Source organism: Pseudomonas petroselini, assembly GCF_045037875.1.
In the GTDB taxonomy this organism is placed as follows: domain Bacteria; phylum Pseudomonadota; class Gammaproteobacteria; order Pseudomonadales; family Pseudomonadaceae; genus Aquipseudomonas; species Aquipseudomonas petroselini.
Window position 1 is genome coordinate 5,717,665 of the sequence record NZ_CP173614.1, and the last position, 17,482, is coordinate 5,735,146.

Consider the following 17,482-nt stretch of genomic DNA (forward strand, 5'->3'; position numbering starts at 1 on the left):
TAAGCTAGGCGTTTTTGTCTGGCGAGACAACTTTCCATCGGCAAATTAATAGCTTGCGTCTCAATCGGCTTTCAGAACCATCAAAAGGGCTTCTTCGGCCAGTTGCTCAAGCGTCAGGCTGCCCTCTGCGCGAAACCAGGTGGTGGTCCAGGACAAGGCGCCGGTGAGGAACCGCCGGGCGATAAACACATCGCCGCGGATATAGCCGGCGTCCTTGGCCTCGCCCAATACTTGCAGCCAGAGCGCCTCATACACATCGCGCAGGGCCAGCACCTGGGCCTGGCCTTCGGCCGAGAGCGAGCGCCACTCGTACACCAGCACTGCCATGGCCTCGCCGCTGCCGCCCATGATCGACTGCAATTCGCAACGGATCAGCGCCAGCACCCGCTCGCGCACGTTGGTCGCCTCTTCCAGCGAAGCGCGCATCATCGCGGTGTTGTAGTGGATGGTTTCTTCCATCACCGCGCGCAGGATCTCGTCCTTGCTCTTGAAGTGATGAAAGATGCTCCCGGACTGAATGCCCACCGCACTGGCCAGGTCGCGCACGGTGGTGCGCTCGAAGCCCTTGTTGCGAAACAGGTGGGCCGCGGTTTGCAGCAGCTTGCCACGGGCGCTGTCGGGGTCGGTCAATTGGCCGCCATCGACCATGGTGCGCATCACCCGCAGGGCTTTTTGCTCATCCATGCCTCTCTCCTCTACTTCCACGGACGTCTTGGGCGGCAATTTAGGCCGTGGCAGCCACCCAAGCAAGCGCTTGGCTAAAACTTGTGCGCGGAGTTTACAAACCAAGCGCTTGCTTGGTAGTCTCGCTACCAGCCATTCGAGGAAGGATTTCTCATGAGCAAGACGGTTCGTATCGGCTGCGCCAGCGCCTTCTGGGGCGACACCTGCACCGCCGCCGCCCAATTGGTGCACGGTGGCAAACTGGATTACCTGGTCTTCGACTACCTGGCGGAAGTCACGATGTCGATCCTCGCCGGGGCGCGCATGAAAGATCCCCAGGCGGGCTATGCCACGGACTTCGTCGACGTGCTTACGCCCTTGCTGGCGGAAATCCAGCGCCAAGGCATTCGTGTGATCAGCAACGCCGGCGGCATCCACCCCCAAGCCTGCGCCGCGGCCTTGCAAGCAGCCTGCGACAAGGCAGGCGTTGCACTGAAAATCGCCGTGCTGCTGGGCGATGACCTGCAGCCCCAACTCAAGCAATTGCCCGGCATCACCGACATGTTCAACGGCGCGCCGCTGCCGCCGATGTGCGTGTCCGCCAACGCCTACCTGGGCGCACCGGGCATTACCCAGGCGCTGCAGCTGGGGGCGGATATCGTCATCACCGGCCGGGTGGTGGACAGCGCGGTGGTCAGCGCGGCGCTGGTGCATGAATTCAACTGGTCATGGCAGGACTACGACCGCCTCGCCCAGGCCGCACTGGCCGGGCATATCATCGAATGTGGCGCGCAGTGCACCGGTGGCAACTTCACCGATTGGCGCGACGTGCCGGACTACGAGCACATCGGTTTTCCCATCGTCGAGGTCAGCGCCGACGGCCAGTTCACCGTCAACAAGGTCGACGGCACCGGCGGGTTGATCAGCGAACTCAGCGTGGCCGAACAGTTGCTGTATGAAATCGGCGACCCCCGCGCGTACCTGCTGCCGGATGTGATCTGCGACTTCAGCCAGGTCAAGTTGCAGCAGCAAGGCAAACACTGCGTACGCCTGCACGGCGCCAAGGGCTCGCCGCCGACCGAGCAGTACAAAGTCAGCACCACGTACCCGGACGGTTTCCGTTGTACCGCCAGTTGCCTGATCGCCGGCATCGATGCGGTGGCCAAGGCCGAACGGGTCAGCCAGGCGATCATCAACAAGACCTCGGAGCTCTTCAGCCAACGCGGCTGGGCGCCTTACACCGAAGTGAACATCGAACTGCTCGGCAGCGAAGCCACCTACGGCGCCCACGCGATGCGCCAGGACTGTCGCGAAGTGGTGGTGAAACTGGCGGTGCGTCACCCGAGCAAACAGGCATTGGTGCTGTTCGCCCGCGAGATTGCCCAGGCCGCCACCGGCATGGCCCCGGGCCTGACCGGCATCGTCGGCGGGCGACCGACGGTGTATCCGTTGATCCGACTGTTTTCTTTCCTGATCGATAAGGCGTCCTGTGACGTGCTGATCGACTTCCAGGGCGAACGCCACGCCTGCGCATTGCCGATGGCCGATGCGCCCACCCTGCCCGACGTGCCGATAGCCCCACCCAAGCCCCAAGGGCGCGCCGACGCCAGCGTGCCGCTGGTGAAACTGGCCGTGGCGCGTTCAGGCGACAAGGGTAACCACAGCAACATCGGCGTGATCGCGCGCGATCCCGACTACCTGCCGTGGATCGCCGAGGCGCTGACCCCGGAAGTCATCGTCGATTGGATGGGCCACGTGCTGGACCCCGTGCACGGCCGCGTCGAGCGCTGGTATTTGCCCGGCAGCCACAGCCTCAATTTCCTGCTGGAAAACGCCTTGGGCGGTGGCGGCATCGCCAGCCTGCGCATCGACCCGCAGGGCAAAGCCTTCGCCCAGCAACTGCTGGACATCCCCATTGCCGTGCCGCAACACATCGCCGATTTTCTCAACTGACAGGAGCGTTGCCGTGGCCTTCGACTCAATCTTCAAAGCCGACCTGTTCCAGGGGCAAACCGTGATGGTCACCGGCGGAGGCAGTGGCATCGGCCGTTGCACCGCGCATGAATTGGCGGCGCTGGGTGCACAGGTGATTCTGGTGGGACGCAAGCCGGAAAAGCTGCAAGCGGTCGCGGCGGAAATCGCTGAAGACGGTGGCATCGCCCATTGGCACGCCTGCGACATTCGTGATGAAGAAGCAGTGAAGGCACTGGTTGGCCAGGTCCTGAATGACCACGGTCAACTCCATGGTTTGGTGAATAACGCCGGCGGCCAGTACCCCTCGCCACTGGCTTCAATCAACCAGAAAGGCTTCGAAACCGTACTGCGCACCAACCTCGTCGGCGGTTTCCTGGTGGCGCGGGAAGTGTTCAACCAATCCATGAGCAAGCACGGCGGCGCCATCGTCAACATGCTCGCCGACATGTGGGGCGGTATGCCCGGCATGGGCCACTCGGGTGCGGCGCGCGCCGGCATGGACAACTTCACCAAGACCGCCGCCTTCGAATGGGGGTATGCCGGCGTGCGGGTCAACGCCGTGGCGCCGGGCTGGATCGCCTCCAGCGGCATGGACACCTACGAAGGCGCGTTCAAGGCAGTGATCCCGACCTTGCGCGAACACGTGCCGCTCAAGCGTATCGGCACGGAGTCGGAAGTCAGCGCGGCCATCGTGTTCCTGCTCAGCCCCGCCGCCGCCTTTATCAGCGGCAGCACCCTGCGCATCGACGGTGCCGCCAGCCTGGGCAGCCGCGCCTGGCCGTTGCACAAGGCGCAGGCGCCGAGTGAGCCCTTCAATGGCTTCCACCGCGCCTACCTGCCGGATGTGCTCAAGGCGGAGCAATAAACCATGCCGGTGATTGAATCCTTGATCGACGCCCACAGCGCCCAGTTCGCGCAAAACCGCGAGGCCATGCTGGCGGCCATCGCCCAGTTGCACCAACTGGAACACAATCTGCTCGCCAAGGCCCAGGAAGCCAAGCCCAAGTTCGACAAGCGCGGCCAATTGCTGCCCCGCGAGCGCCTCAACCTGCTGCTGGACCCCGGTGCGCCGTTCCTTGAACTGGCCAGCCTGGCCGGCTACAAGCTGCACGACGACAAGGACGGCAGCGCCGCCGGCGGTGGGTTGATCGCCGGCATCGGCTACGTCAGCGGCGTGCGCATGCTGGTGGTGGCCAATAACAGCGCGATCAAGGGCGGGACTATTTCCCCTTCCGGCCTGAAAAAATCCCTGCGCCTGCAACAGATCGCCATGGAGAACAAACTGCCGGTGGTGACCCTCGCCGAAAGCGGCGGTGCCAACCTCAACTACGCCGCCGAGATTTTCGTCGAGGGTGCGCGCAGTTTCGCCAACCAGGCGCGCCTGTCGGCCCTGGGCTTGCCGCAAATCACCGTGGTGCATGGCTCGGCCACGGCAGGCGGCGCCTATCAGCCGGGGCTGTCGGATTACGTGGTGGTGGTGCGCGGCCGCGCCAAGCTGTTCCTCGCGGGCCCGCCGCTGCTCAAAGCCGCGACCGGCGAAGTGGCCACCGACGAAGAACTGGGTGGCGCCGAAATGCACGCCCAAACCGCCGGCACCGCCGAATACCTGGCGGAAAATGACGCCGACGGCGTGCGCATCGCCCGTGAGATTGTCAGCCTGTTGCCCTGGAATGATCGCCTGCCGCCGGCGCCCCGACGCGCTTACGCCGAGCCGCTGTACCCCATCGAAGAGCTGCTGGGCCTGATCCCGGATGACCCGAAAAAACCCTACGACGTGCGTGAAATCCTCGCACGCCTGGCCGACGGCTCGCACTTCCTCGAATTCAAGGGCGAGTTCGACGCCCACACCGTGTGCGGCCACCTGCATATCCAGGGGCGTGCCGTCGGGGTGATCGGCAACAACGGCCCCATCACGCCCAAGGGTGCGAGCAAGGCCGCGCAGTTTATCCAACTGTGCGACCAGAGCCGCACGCCGCTGCTGTTCCTGCACAACACCACCGGTTTCATGGTGGGCACCGAGTCGGAGCAACAAGGGGTGATCAAGCACGGCGCGAAGATGATCCAGGCGGTGGCCAATGCGCGAGTGCCTAAACTCACGATTGTGGTCGGCGGCTCCTACGGCGCCGGCAATTATGCGATGTGCGGCCGTGGCCTGGACCCACGCTTCATCTTCGCCTGGCCCAACAGCCGCACGGCGGTGATGGGCGGCGCCCAGGCGGGCAAGGTGCTGCGCATCGTCACCGAGGCCAAGCAGTTGAAGGACGGCCTGGTGCCGGATCCCAAGGTGCTGGACATGCTGGAACAGGTCACCGCGCAGAAGCTCGACAGCCAGTCCACTGCGCTGTATGGCAGCGCGAATCTGTGGGACGACGGGCTGATTGATCCACGGGATACGCGGACGTTGCTGGGCTTTGTGCTGGATATCTGCCACGAGGCCGAGGTACGTGAGTTGCAAGCCAATACCTTCGGTGTAGCGCGTCTCTAAATTTCGCCCGAGACGCTGCGCGTCGCGATAAGGAGAACAATAAAAAATGATCTTTACCCAGGAACACCAGGAACTGCGCCGCACCGTCCGCGCCTTCGTCGATCGCGAGATCAACCCCCACGTCGACGAATGGGAAAAGGCCGGGCGCTTTCCCATCCACGACATTTTCCGCAAGGCCGGCGACCTCGGCCTGCTGGGCATCTCCAAGCCGGAAAAATTCGGCGGCATGGGCCTGGACTACAGCTATTCCATCGTCGCCGCCGAGGAATTCGGCACCGTTCACTGCGGCGGCATTCCCATGTCCATCGGCGTGCAGACCGACATGTGCACCCCCGCCCTCGCCCGCTTCGGCTCCGATGAGTTGCGGGATGAATTCCTGCGTCCGGCCATCAGCGGCGAGCAGGTCGGCTGCATCGGTGTCTCGGAAACCGGCGCCGGTTCCGACGTGGCCGGGCTGAAAACCCATGCGCGCAAGGACGGCGACGACTATGTGATCAACGGCAGCAAAATGTGGATCACCAACTCACCCAGCGCCGACTTCATCTGCCTGCTGGCCAACACCTCCGACGACAAGCCGCACATCAACAAATCGCTGATCATGGTGCCGATGAACACCCCCGGCATCAGCGTCAGCCCGCCCCTGGAAAAACTCGGTATGCACAGCTCCGAGACCGCCCAGGTGTTCTTCGACGGCGTGCGCGTGCCGCAGCGCAACCGCATCGGCCACGAGGGCGCGGGGTTCATGATGCAGATGCTGCAGTTCCAGGAAGAACGCCTGTTCGGCGCGGCCAACATGATCAAGGGCCTGGAGCATTGCATCGACAGCACCATCGAATACTGCAAGGAGCGCCAGACCTTCGGCAAGGCGCTGATCGACAACCAGGTCATCCACTTTCGCCTGGCCGAACTCTCCACCGAAATCGAATGCCTGCGCGCGCTGGTCTACCAGGCCACCGAGCAATACATCAAAGGCCAGGACGTGACTCGCCTGGCCTCCATGGCCAAGCTCAAGGCCGGGCGCCTGGGCCGAGAAGTCAGCGACAGCTGCCTGCAATACTGGGGCGGCATGGGCTTCATGTGGGACAACCCCGTCGCCCGCGCCTATCGCGATGTGCGCCTGGTCTCGATCGGCGGCGGCGCCGACGAAATCATGCTGGGCATCCTCTGCAAACTGATGGGCACCTTGCCTGGGAAAAAGCCATGAACACCTTATTGCTCGAACCCCATAACGGCGTACTGCACATCACCCTCAACCGCCCGGAAAACCGCAATGCGATGAGCCTGGAGATGGTCAACGAACTGCGCACGGTGCTGGCGCAATTGGACAGCCAGGTCCGCGCACTGGTGATCAGCGGGGCCGGCGGGCACTTCTGCGCCGGCGCCGATGTGAAGGACCTGGTCACCGCGGGCAATCAACTCCAAGCGCTGAACCGCGCGTTCGGCACCTTGCTGCAGGAAGTCGAAGCGGTACCGCAAGTCGTGATCGTGGTGCTGCAAGGCGCGGTGCTGGGCGGCGGCTTTGGCCTGGCGTGCGTGAGTGATATCGCCATCGCCGATCACCAGGCGCAATTCGGCCTGCCGGAAACCAGCCTGGGCTTACTGCCGGCGCAAATCGCGCCGTTTGTGGTCAAGCGTATCGGCCTGACCCAAGCCCGCCGCTTGGCGCTGACCGCGGCGCGCTTTGACGGCCTGGAAGCCGAGCGACTGGGCGTCGTGCACTTCACCGAACGCGACCCGCAGGCATTGGCGGAACGGCTGGATGAAGTGTTGGGACAGGTGCTGCGCTGCGCACCGGGCGCGAATGGACGGACCAAATCCCTGTTGCTGGCCAGTGTGGATGAACCGCTTGAGGCCGTGCTGGACCGTGGGGCGCAGTGGTTTGCCGAAGCGGTAAGGAGTGAGGAAGGGATTGAGGGGACGCAGGCGTTTGTACAGAAAAGAAAGCCTCGGTGGTGCAAATAACGCCATCGGGGGCAAGCCCCCTCCCACATTTGTACTGAGTACGCCACAACCACACCGGTCGGCTCTAAGGCCGCCGCGCTTTGCTTTTGATCTGGGAGCGCCCCGTCAAACACGCTGGCCGAACGCAGGCTTGAATCCGCGGCCGTTACCGCAGAAATGGATGTGTACTCGAGGACCGCAACAATGCCGCAGCTAACGAAAATCCTGATCGCCAACCGCGGCGAAATCGCCTGCCGCATCCAACACACCGCTCAAGCCCTGGGCTACCGCACCGTCGCCGTCTACAGCGAAGCCGACGCCCAGGCCCTGCACGTCCAGATGGCCGACGAAGCCGTCTACATCGGCCCCGCCCCCGTCCAACAGTCTTACCTCAACATCGAAGCCATCCTCAACGCCGCCACACTCACCGGTGCCGACGCCATCCACCCCGGCTACGGCTTCCTCTCCGAAAACCCCGACTTCGCCCGCGCCTGCCAACACGCCAACCTCACCTTCATCGGTCCCAGCGTCGCCGCCATCGAACTGATGGGCAGCAAACGCCTGTCCAAACTCGCCATGCTCGACGCCGGCGTGCCCTGCATCGCCGGCTACCAAGGCAGCGCCCAGGACGACGTCACCCTGCAACAAGAAGCCGAGCGCATCGGCTACCCATTGATGATCAAAGCCAGCGCCGGCGGTGGTGGTCGCGGCATGCGCCTGGTGCACCACGCAAAAGACCTGTTGAACAACCTGCAGACCGCCCGTTCGGAAGCCAAGAACGCCTTCGGCAGCGACGAATTGATCCTCGAACACGCTCTGATCGACCCGCGTCACGTCGAAATCCAGCTGTTCGGCGACAGCCACGGCCACTTGATCTACCTCGGCGAACGCGACTGTTCGATCCAGCGCCGCCATCAGAAAGTCATCGAAGAAGCCCCCTGCCCCATCATGACACCCGAGCTGCGCCTGGCCATGGGCGAAGCTGCCCTGAAGGCCGGACGCGCGGTGAACTACGTCGGCGCCGGCACCGTGGAGTTCCTGCTCGACCGCCACGGCCGGTTCTACTTCCTGGAAATGAACACCCGCCTGCAAGTGGAGCACCCGGTGACCGAGCTGATCACCGGCCTCGACCTGGTGGACTGGCAACTGCAGATCGCCGCCGGCCAACCGCTGCCGCTGACACAGGCGGAGGTCACCCTGAGCGGCCACGCCATGGAAGTGCGCCTGTACGCCGAAGACCCGGCCCAGGGCTTCCTGCCGCAAACCGGCGATGTGCTGCGCTGGGAACCGGCGGCGGGCGTACGCATTGACCACGGTGTCGTAGAAGGCCAACGCATCAGCCCGTTCTATGACCCGATGCTGGGCAAGATCATCGCCCATGGCGCCACCCGCGAAGAGGCGCGGCGCAAGTTGTTGCGGGCGGTGGAAGACACGTTGCTGTTGGGGGTGGCGACCAATCAACGATTATTGGCCGATCTGCTCAAGCACCCGGAGTTTATCGCGGGTGATTTCAGCACCGGGTTTATCGCGCAACACTTCAGCGAGATCCCGCCCCAGCCCCCATCAAAAGAACACCTTAGCCTGGCCGCCGCGTTGTTTTACGCACACAGCGCGCACCCGCATCCCCCAGCACTGGCAGGCTGGCGCAACACCGCAAACACGCTCTGCACCTACCGCCTGGAGGTCAACGGCGAGATCCACGACGTCAGCGCTGAGCCCCTGCCACTCACTACCGAAGGTGGCTACGCCATAGGGGTGTTCAACGGCATTCGCCGTCGCATGGCCTATCACCTCGACGGTAATCGACTGTGGCTACCCGGCCTGACGGTGACCGACCGCACCCAGCAGGTCGCCAGCCGCCAGGCCGAGGCCAGCAGCGGGACGGTCAAGGCGCCGATGGACGGTGCAATTGTCGATGTGCGGGTCAGCGCCGGTGACAGCGTCACCAAAGGCCAACTGCTGTTGGTGCTCGAAGCGATGAAAATGGAGCACCCACTGACGGCCGGTATCGACGGCGTGATCAAGGGGGTGCAGGTCATTGCGGGTGATCAAGTGCGCAATCGCCAGGTGTTAATCGAGATCGTCTAGCCCTAGGCGGAACTACAGGGCCGGGCTACGCTCTACCCCCAACAGAAAGGGAAGAGTACGGGAACCTGCGCGATGCCTCATTGGCTGATTATTGACCTTGAAGCCACAACGGATGAAGGCGGCTGGCCCGTGACGGAGATGGAAGTCATCGAGATCGGCGCGAGCCTGGTCAACCGCCAGGGCCGCGAACTGGACCACTTCCAGCGCTTTGTGCGGCCGCTGCGGCGGCCATTGCTGACGCCCTTCTGCCGCCAGCTGACCCACATCACCCAGGCGAACATGGACGGCGCGGCGCCGATCACCGAGGTGTGGCCACTGTTCGAGCGTTGGCTGGGCCAGCACCACGCACGCCTGGAGGGCTGGGCCAGTTGGGGTGACTACGACCGCGCGCAGCTTGAACTGGAGTGGCAACGCCATGGCCTGGCCAGCGCACTCGCCCACACGCCCCATGTGAACCTCAAGCAGCGCTTCGCCAAGGCACGGCGCCTGGACAAGCCCCTGGGGCTCAATGGCGCCCTGCAACTGGCGGGTATGCAGTTCCATGGCCAGCAACATCGCGCGCTGGAGGACGCCCGCAACACCGCGCGCCTGTTGCCGCTGATTTTGCCGGTCTAGGCAGTTCCCCTGCCCTTGGGCATACTGGCCGACCTTTCCAGACCCTTTTCCGAGGAATCGCCCATGTTTAAAGTCAACGAGTACTTCGACGGCACCGTCAAGTCGATCGCTTTCGGCACTGCAGAAGGTCCGGCGACCATCGGCGTAATGGCCCCCGGCGAATACGAATTCGGCACCGCCCAGCGTGAAATCATGCACGTGGTGTCCGGCGCCCTGACCGTCAAGCTGCCTGACGCCAGCGCGTGGGAAACCTTCGCCGCCGGCAGCCAGTTCAACGTGCCGGCCAACAGCAAGTTCCAGCTGAAGGTCGCCGTGGACACCGCCTACCTGTGCGAATACCGCGGCTAAGGGTGACCAGCAGGCAAAAAAATGCCCGTCTCGCAGGAGACGGGCATTTTTTATGGCTACGGCACATTACTCGAGAATCGTCACCGGCATCCCGACTTCCAGGCGACCCACGCCGTCGTTGACCAGGTTCTGGCCGAAAATCGCGCCATCCTCGGTCTTGCGATAGGTTTCCAGCGTGGCGAAGGGTTCGCGGTCGGCGCTGCGTTCGCCGGTCTGCGGGTCGATGGTGGTAAGGATGCAGCGCGAGCACGGCTTGACCGCACGGAACTCCACATCGCCGATGCGCAGGCGCTTCCAGCCGTCTTCAGCAAAGGCTTCGCTGCCTTCGATCACGAGGTTGGGACGAAAACGCAGCATTTCCATGGGGCGGCCGATGCGTTGCGAGAGGTCGTCCAGCGAGGCCTGGCCGATCACCAACAACGGATAACCGTCGGCGAAGGCGACCTGGTCATCATCCTTGCCATAACCGGCCTGGGTGGTGCGGGCACGTTCGAGAGGGATTTGCACCAGCCGTGTCGGCTTGCCGATGAAGTCGCTGACCCACGCGGCAGCCGCGTCGCCCGCATCCGGCACGCGCAAGGTGTCACGCCAGATGGTCACGCCACGCAGTTCGGCCTCGTTGTCGGGCAGGGTCACGTCCAGCGGCGTGTAGCCAGGCGAACTCAGGGTGAGCCCGCCGCTGCTGTTCCACAGCGCCGACAGCTGGCTCATCTTGGCCACGGCCCGTTGCGTGAGGAAACGTCCGCTGGCTTCGTCCACCAGCATCCAGCGTCGATCGCCGTCCACCCCGAGTTTATCCAGGCCGACCTGTTGCAGTATTTCGGCCTTGCCGGACTTCAAGGGGTAACGGTACAACGCGCTGAGACGAAGCATGGGCCTGCATTCCTGAAGGAGTAAAGCCGACACTATAACCGCTCTTGTAGTGAGCGGGCTTGCACCGCGCTGGGGGGCGCAGCCGCCCCAACCCGATCACCGCCGTTATTACGGACAAACCGTGGTGGCCGAATGTGGGGCGGCTTCGCCCCCCAGCGCGGGGCAAGCCCGCTCACTACAGTCAGGCGGGCACTTCGTCGAGCATCAGACGTTGACGCACTACGTCCACCAGCTTGTCGGGCTGGAATTTGGACAGGAAGTTGTCACAGCCGACCTTCTTCACCATCGAGTCGTTGAAGCTGCCCGACAGCGAGGTGTGAAGCACCACGTAAAGTTTGCGCAGGCGTGGGTCGTTGCGGATCTCGGTGGTGAGGCGGTAACCGTCCATCTCGGGCATTTCGGCGTCGGTGAAGATCATCAACAGTTTGTCGGTCATCACATGGCCGGCGTCGGCCCAAGCCTTGAGCATATTCAGCGCCTTGAGACCGTCGCTGGCGATATGCATCTTCACGCCCAGTTGGCCAAGGGTGTCGCGCAGTTGCGAGAGGGCCACGTTGGAGTCATCCACCAGCAGCACTTCACGGCCACGGGCGCGTTCCAGGATCGGGTCGTCGAGTTTTTCACGCGAGACCTTGGCGTTGTAGGGCACGATTTCGGCCAGGACTTTCTCCACGTCGATGATTTCCACCAACTGGTCGTCGACCTTGCTGATGGCGGTGAGGTAATGCTGGCGTCCGGCACTGGTCGGCGGCGGCAGGATGGCTTCCCAGTTCATGTTGACGATGCGGTCCACGCCGCCCACTAGGAACGCCTGCACCGAGCGGTTGTACTCGGTGACGATAATGGTGCTGTTGGGACCCGGCACCAACGGGCGCATGCCGATGGCCTGGGACAGGTCGATCACCGGCAGGGTCTGCCCCCGCAGGTTGACCACGCCGCACACAAACGGATGGCGTTGCGGCATCAACGTCAGCTTGGGCAGTTGCAGGACTTCCTGCACCTTGAACACGTTGATCGCGAACAACTGACGCCCGGCCAGGCGGAACATGAGGATCTCCAGGCGATTCTCACCCACCAGTTGCGTGCGTTGATCTACCGTGTCGAGAATGCCGGCCATTAAAAGCTCCTGATGCGCTAAGGGATTGTGCAGTTCACATACAGTGGGTTATCGGCGGCGAACGCCAGACCTTGACCCCGGTAAAATGCCACGTAAATTCATTGATGTCACACTGACATCATGGTTTACTGCACTGGCCTCTCCAGACAGGGGTGTAGCGACGTTGCGCGACATTCATTTCGACGCAAGGTTCCGCCGCGTAAGGGATTCCCCTACGCACAATCAGGCCCAACCTGATATTCGCAATATCTAATAGCCATTAATGTGACGCCATTCTCAATGCATGAATGGAGTCAGGCTTTTGTTTGCCATCCCAAGCCCTCGGCCCACGGGCCTTTCGGACATTCAGATGTCGGCAATTGAAGGTGTGCAATGGACTCCGCTCATGCTCGCCGCGCACAGCCGTCGCCGTCATTCTAATAAATGTCCTACTGAAATCTCAGAAGCGACCTACAGATTTCAGTCATATTTCAGCGCTAGTTTGAAGCCATTCACCCGGAGCGACATCTCATCACCCGACCTTCTGTTGTGGAGACTTGCATGATGAACGACGGTAACGAGTGGCAACTTGCATTGCCCGAATTCCTGCACGAGGCTGAAAAACTGCTGGCCAAATCGGAAGAGTGCCTGAGCCACCTGCACATGATCCGCAACGACAGCGACGCCATCGACTGCATGAAGGTCAGCCTGATCAAGCTCGCCGAAAAGGCCGACTGCCTGGCCCTTCGGGCGATCAGCGAATTCTCGCGGCATATCCAGTACCTGATCGCCAATGCCGAAAACCCTTTGCATCTGCATGATCAAGCCCTGGACGCGCTGGAACAATGCCTGACATTGCTGGCCTGGCAGTTGGAGTTGATTGATGCAAAGACCGGCAAACTGGGATTGGATGAAACAGAGCAAACGACGCTGATTGCCACTGTAACGCTGCATATTCCGCAAAAAGATTTCGGTTCTAAACCGCAACAACGGATACATCACGCGTCTTGATCGAATATCAGGTCGTATTTAAACCTGAAGTTATCTGAAAACGACATAACCCTATTAATACAATGGGGTTGAATTTCGCAGAAAAAGATATCAATTAGCCATTAACGGTCATAACGATACAATCAAACGCAAATAATATAACTCCCCCACGCCATAAACTCTGGGAATACCGCCCGGAGCATTTGTGCGGTTAAAAACCCCACCAGGCACGGCACCAGGCGACCAACGGTAATAGTGGTGGTACTATGCCCCACTCGAAGTGACTCAACTTCATCATGCATAAACACGATTCGATAACGCATTCTAAACAGAGCCCTGTCAGCCGCCGTGACCGGACTTCCCGCAGCGAACCCTCATTGGCTCCATCCGCTATGTACGCCAGTCTCAAGACACTCTTCGCATGGTCCGCGTCCCGCAGTAATGCACGCCGTTTGATCCTCGCCCTGTGCCTTGGCTCGCTGCTGCTGAGCCTGTGGGCCTATACCCGCTCCGCGCCGCTTCCATTGCTGGTGATTGTGCTCAACCTGGCCACCCTGGTGGTGGTTGGCCTGCAACAGTGGCGGTCACGCAAGTCGATCAAGTTCCAGCCCCAGGAACTGGCCGACCGCCTGCTGCAAGTGCAGGAGAACGAACGCCACCGCCTCAGCCGCGAATTGCACGACGATATCGGCCAACTGCTCACCGCCGCCAAGCTGCAAAGCGAATGGCTCAAGCGCCGCCTGCCCGACGACCTGCAAAGCCAGTGCACGGTGCTGTGCAACACCCTGAACGAAACCCTGGCCAAGGTGCGCGACGTCTCCGCCATCCTCAATCCTCGCCAGTTAGCCAGCCTGGGCCTGGAAGCCAGCCTGCGTGCGCACCTGCTCAAGACCCTGGAAAACACCCCGATCCACTGGAGCCTGGAATGCCAGCAACGGCTGACCGGTATCCCGGAAGAAACGGCCGTGGCCGCCTTTCGGATCACCCAGGAAGCGGTGACCAACATGCTGCGCCACGCCCAGGCGCGCAATCTGCTGGTTCGCCTGCAACGTCTGCCCGAGGGCCTCTCGCTGTTTATCAGTGATGACGGCCAGGGCTTTTCGCCGGCCATCAACCCAGGCCTGGAAGGCCAACGGGGCATGGCCGGCATGTCCGAGCGGATTGATCAGCTTGGCGGTTCATTATCCGTCAGCAGCCAGCCAGGCAAAGGAACACGGATCGAAGCGCTTTTCCCCTGGGCGCCGCGCGCCCTCGAACGGGCCAGTTCCCCTAAGGTTCTCGAGTGACCTGCAAATTACTCCTGGTAGATGACCATGCACTGATCCGGGCCGGCGTCCGCGCGCTGGTCCAAGACATTCCCGGCTACACGGTGATCGGCGAAGCCAACGATGGCGCGCAATTACTGGAGCAGTTCAGTGCCCTGCTGCCCGATATCGTGCTGCTGGACCTGTCGATGAAGCACACCGGCGGCCTGGATGCCTTGCAGCAACTCAAGCGCGCCTACCCCAAGAGCAAGGTGCTGATCCTGTCGATGCACACCGACCCGGAGCTGATCATGTGCGCGCTGGAGTCCGGGGCCCATGGTTATCTGCTCAAGGACACAACAGCCAACGAGCTGGAACACGCGCTGCTGGCGTTGCGCAACAACGAGCGCTACCTGAGCCCGGCGATTGCCCACACGGTGATCAACCAGGCGCTGGTGCGCAGCCAGGGGCCGATCACACCCGCCGGCCACAGCCACAACCTCACGGCGCGGCAGTTGGAGATCCTGCGCTTGATCGTGCGCGGCAAGTCCACCCGGGAGATCGCTCACGGCCTGGGCCTGAGCATCAAGACCGTCGAGGCGCACCGCTCGCAGATCATGAAGCGCCTGCAAATATTCGACGTGGCCGGCCTGGTGCTATTCGCGGTGCGCGAGCAGATCATCAGCCTGGACGACTAACGGCGAACCCACCGGCAAGTGCACCCGCAAGGCCTTGGGCAAGGCCTCGAAGTGCAGGTCATCACCCTCCAGCGGCTCACCATCCAGGTTGATGTACAGGCCCTGTGCAACCTTGATATTCACCCACGGCAGCCGCGCCCGCACGAACATGGTGTCCAGGCCCCAGCCATTGTTCATCAGCTCACGCAACGTACCGACCACTTCCTGGGGCGCCGGCAGGATGCTGACATCCAGCAGGCCGTCGTCGGCCATCGCGCCTGGGCATAGCTCATGCCCACCGCCTGCCTGGCGACCGTTGCCGATCCCCAGGGCGAGCAGTTCGCCTTTCCAGTGGAAATCGGGACCATCCAGCTCGGCATAGGCAGCCTTCAACTCGCTGAAACGCGTCAAGCCGGTGAACAGGTAGGCCGCACCGCCGAGGACTTTTTTCAGGTCTTCGGAAGTGTTGGCGGTGACCTGGCTGCCGAAACCGCCGGTCGCCATGTTGAGGAAGATTTGCCCACCGACCTGGCCGAGGTCGATGGCTTTGGGCGGCACGTCCAGCAGCGCCAGCGCCTGGGCGGGCTCCAACGGCACGCCGGCGGCCTTGGCGAAATCGTTGGCGGTGCCCAGCGGCATCAGCACCAGGCTGGCGTCGGTCTTGGCCTGGGCCATGGCTTCGGCCACATCGCGCAGGGTGCCGTCGCCGCCACCGGCGATGATGTGGGTGTAGCCGTCAGCCAAGGCTTCGTTGACCAGGCGCTGGGCGTCGCCGCCTTCCCAGGTGACCCGCACCGCCAATTCCCCGCCCTGCTCGCGCCGGGCCTGCACAGCGGCGCGCACGTCCTCGTTGAGGGCTTGCTTGCCGTGGAGGATCAACAGTGCTTTGGGGGTGGTCATTGGGGGAATCTCCTGATTCAAAGGTGCTTGGAGGATGGGACCTTTGGGGAGTGGGTTTGGTTTACTGAGCGCCTATCCATTTTTTTGGTAATGGTGGGCCTGTCCCCCCGGCACCTCGCCTAGGCTCGGGGCTACCTGATGTATGGAGATCAAACGGTGGGAGGGGGCTTGCCCCCGATGGCGGTGTGTCAGTTGATGCATCTGTGACTGCCCCACTGCTATCGGGAGCAAGCCCCCTCCCACATTAACCGAGATCGACAGTTAAGAAACCGACCGGTTCTAAGGCCGCCACCCTGGGCTGAGGAATCAATCAGCCCTGCTTTTGCTCCACACCACTCAGGTCGGCTACCAGGCCGCCGTGCTCTTGCTTTTGATCTTGATCTAGGGCGCCCCGTCAAACACGCTGGCCGAACGCAGGCTTTGGAGCTTGGGTAACCCGGCAGGACGCCGGGTTAGCCGCGCTGGGCCAAGGATGGCCCATCGCGGCGGCCCACGCTCCAAAGCCGGAGTGAGGGCATGCCGAGCCTCGGCGAGGCACCGAGTGTTGGGGCGAAGCGTTTTTGGTTACTTTTGGCGCTCTTCCAAAAGTGACCCGCTGTAAGAGCGGAACCCCTATCAGCCTTTACCGCAGAAATGGATATGTACCCAGTCAGCTCTTATGAAGCTTACTCATCAACTGCGCCTCAGCCTGGGTCAACCCACACGATTGAGTAAGCTCATCCACCGTAGCCCCCATCCCCACCAACTTCGCAGCCTGTGCAAACGAAAGACTGGAAGGATCCCGCTGCTCAATCTGCGCAAGTTTATCGGGCAACGGCGCAAGAATGGCGCGCAGTTCATGCACCTCATCCCCCACCTTCACCGCACTCTGCTGGTAATGATCAACCCGCTTGACCAACTCCAGAATGCGCCGGTCACGCACCGCATCACGCTCGGCCTGTTGCAGGCCCAACTCACGCTGCTGGCGCACATAACGCAGCAAGAATGCCAACGTCCCGGCCCACAACAGGGCCAGGACAATTACCACGGCCTCAAAGAACAATCAGATGCTCTCCAGTTCCGACCATTCTTCTTCGCTCATCATCTTGTCCAGCTCAACCAGAATCAGCAGTTCGTTGTTCTTGTTGCACACGCCCTGGATGAATTTGGCGGATTCTTCGTTACCGACGTTCGGCGCGGTTTCCACTTCCGATTGGCGCAGGTAAACCACTTCGGCCACGCTGTCGACCATGATACCGACCACTTGCTTGTCGGCTTCAATGATCACGATGCGCGTGTTGTCGCTGACTTCAACGGTATCCAGGCCGAAACGCTGACGCGTGTCGATGACCGTGACCACGTTGCCGCGCAGGTTGATGATGCCCAGCACGTAGCTTGGCGCACCCGGTACCGGAGCGATCTCGGTGTAGCGCAGCACTTCCTGCACGCGCATCACGTTAATGCCGTAGGTTTCGTTGTCCAGTTTGAAGGTAACCCATTGCAGGATCGGATCATCTAAACCTTGTGCGGACGCTGACTTATTCATACCCCTGACCCCTCAAATGCCGATGTATACGGCGTGTGTGCTTCGCTGACCGCACTCGCATGC

The 17,482-nt window shown here is 62.1% G+C and carries 17 protein-coding genes; 11 read left to right on the plus strand and 6 right to left on the minus strand.

Features of this window, described 5'->3' with window-relative positions:
* Positions 1-60: 60 nt before the first annotated feature.
* Positions 61-684, minus strand: a complete 624-nt coding sequence (locus ACI512_RS26300) for a TetR/AcrR family transcriptional regulator (RefSeq protein ID WP_064052746.1) — start codon at positions 682-684, stop codon at positions 61-63.
* Positions 685-837: 153 nt separating this feature from the next.
* Here ACI512_RS26300 and ACI512_RS26305 point away from each other — a divergent pair, with 153 nt between their 5' ends.
* From ACI512_RS26305 to ACI512_RS26340, 8 genes are all read left to right on the plus strand, one after another.
* A complete protein-coding gene (locus tag ACI512_RS26305; RefSeq protein ID WP_236378878.1) occupies positions 838-2,616 on the plus strand; it encodes an acyclic terpene utilization AtuA family protein in 1,779 nt (592 codons plus the stop codon).
* A gap of 13 nt (positions 2,617-2,629) precedes the next feature.
* Complete coding sequence (locus ACI512_RS26310) at positions 2,630-3,502, plus strand: SDR family oxidoreductase (protein WP_236378880.1); 873 nt, start codon at positions 2,630-2,632, stop codon at positions 3,500-3,502.
* Between the two features lie 3 nt (positions 3,503-3,505).
* Complete coding sequence (gene atuC, locus ACI512_RS26315; protein ID WP_231808127.1) at positions 3,506-5,122, plus strand: acyl-CoA carboxylase subunit beta; 1,617 nt, start codon at positions 3,506-3,508, stop codon at positions 5,120-5,122.
* A gap of 46 nt (positions 5,123-5,168) precedes the next feature.
* Positions 5,169-6,326 carry a citronellyl-CoA dehydrogenase gene (atuD, locus tag ACI512_RS26320; protein WP_236378882.1) on the plus strand — a complete coding sequence of 386 codons (1,158 nt, stop codon included), beginning with the start codon at positions 5,169-5,171 and terminating at the stop codon, positions 6,324-6,326.
* Entirely contained in the window at positions 6,323-7,084 is a 762-nt protein-coding gene (locus tag ACI512_RS26325; protein ID WP_231808128.1) for an enoyl-CoA hydratase/isomerase family protein, read from the plus strand. Before atuD ends, ACI512_RS26325 begins: the two co-directional genes overlap by 4 nt.
* A gap of 183 nt (positions 7,085-7,267) precedes the next feature.
* Positions 7,268-9,151 (plus strand): acetyl/propionyl/methylcrotonyl-CoA carboxylase subunit alpha, encoded by a 1,884-nt coding sequence (locus ACI512_RS26330; protein ID WP_236378883.1) that lies wholly within the window; start codon positions 7,268-7,270, stop codon positions 9,149-9,151.
* 72 nt (positions 9,152-9,223) lie between these two features.
* Entirely contained in the window at positions 9,224-9,766 is a 543-nt protein-coding gene (locus ACI512_RS26335; protein WP_015885158.1) for an exonuclease domain-containing protein, read from the plus strand.
* A 63-nt stretch (positions 9,767-9,829) separates the two neighbouring features.
* Complete coding sequence (locus tag ACI512_RS26340; protein WP_231809207.1) at positions 9,830-10,114, plus strand: pyrimidine/purine nucleoside phosphorylase; 285 nt, start codon at positions 9,830-9,832, stop codon at positions 10,112-10,114.
* 66 nt (positions 10,115-10,180) lie between these two features.
* Here the strand turns inward: ACI512_RS26340 and ACI512_RS26345 are convergent, their stop codons facing one another.
* Together ACI512_RS26345 and ACI512_RS26350 are read right to left on the minus strand one after the other, a co-directional pair.
* Positions 10,181-10,987 (minus strand): MOSC domain-containing protein, encoded by an 807-nt coding sequence (locus tag ACI512_RS26345; RefSeq protein WP_064052739.1) that lies wholly within the window; start codon positions 10,985-10,987, stop codon positions 10,181-10,183.
* A 181-nt stretch (positions 10,988-11,168) separates the two neighbouring features.
* Positions 11,169-12,104 carry a chemotaxis protein CheV gene (locus ACI512_RS26350; protein WP_231809208.1) on the minus strand — a complete coding sequence of 312 codons (936 nt, stop codon included), beginning with the start codon at positions 12,102-12,104 and terminating at the stop codon, positions 11,169-11,171.
* A gap of 543 nt (positions 12,105-12,647) precedes the next feature.
* Here ACI512_RS26350 and ACI512_RS26355 point away from each other — a divergent pair.
* From ACI512_RS26355 to ACI512_RS26365, 3 genes are all read left to right on the plus strand, one after another.
* Positions 12,648-13,094: a hypothetical protein gene (locus tag ACI512_RS26355; RefSeq protein ID WP_064052858.1), complete on the plus strand. Its 447-nt coding sequence runs from the start codon at positions 12,648-12,650 to the stop codon at positions 13,092-13,094.
* A gap of 371 nt (positions 13,095-13,465) precedes the next feature.
* Complete coding sequence (locus ACI512_RS26360; protein ID WP_043205703.1) at positions 13,466-14,359, plus strand: sensor histidine kinase; 894 nt, start codon at positions 13,466-13,468, stop codon at positions 14,357-14,359.
* On the plus strand, positions 14,356-15,015 hold the full coding sequence (locus ACI512_RS26365; protein ID WP_015885164.1) for a response regulator transcription factor: 660 nt from the start codon (positions 14,356-14,358) through the stop codon (positions 15,013-15,015). Before ACI512_RS26360 ends, ACI512_RS26365 begins: the two co-directional genes overlap by 4 nt.
* Here the strand turns inward: ACI512_RS26365 and yegS are convergent.
* The 3 genes from yegS to ACI512_RS26380 form a co-directional block, all read right to left on the minus strand.
* Positions 14,974-15,894, minus strand: coding sequence for a lipid kinase YegS (gene yegS, locus ACI512_RS26370; RefSeq protein WP_015885165.1), 921 nt, complete (start codon positions 15,892-15,894; stop codon positions 14,974-14,976). The genes ACI512_RS26365 and yegS overlap by 42 nt on opposite strands.
* A 649-nt stretch (positions 15,895-16,543) precedes the next feature.
* Positions 16,544-16,936: a DUF2802 domain-containing protein gene (locus ACI512_RS26375; protein WP_015885166.1), complete on the minus strand. Its 393-nt coding sequence runs from the start codon at positions 16,934-16,936 to the stop codon at positions 16,544-16,546.
* Positions 16,937-17,419: a chemotaxis protein CheW gene (locus tag ACI512_RS26380; RefSeq protein ID WP_005790025.1), complete on the minus strand. Its 483-nt coding sequence runs from the start codon at positions 17,417-17,419 to the stop codon at positions 16,937-16,939.
* Positions 17,420-17,482: the final 63 nt, after the last annotated feature.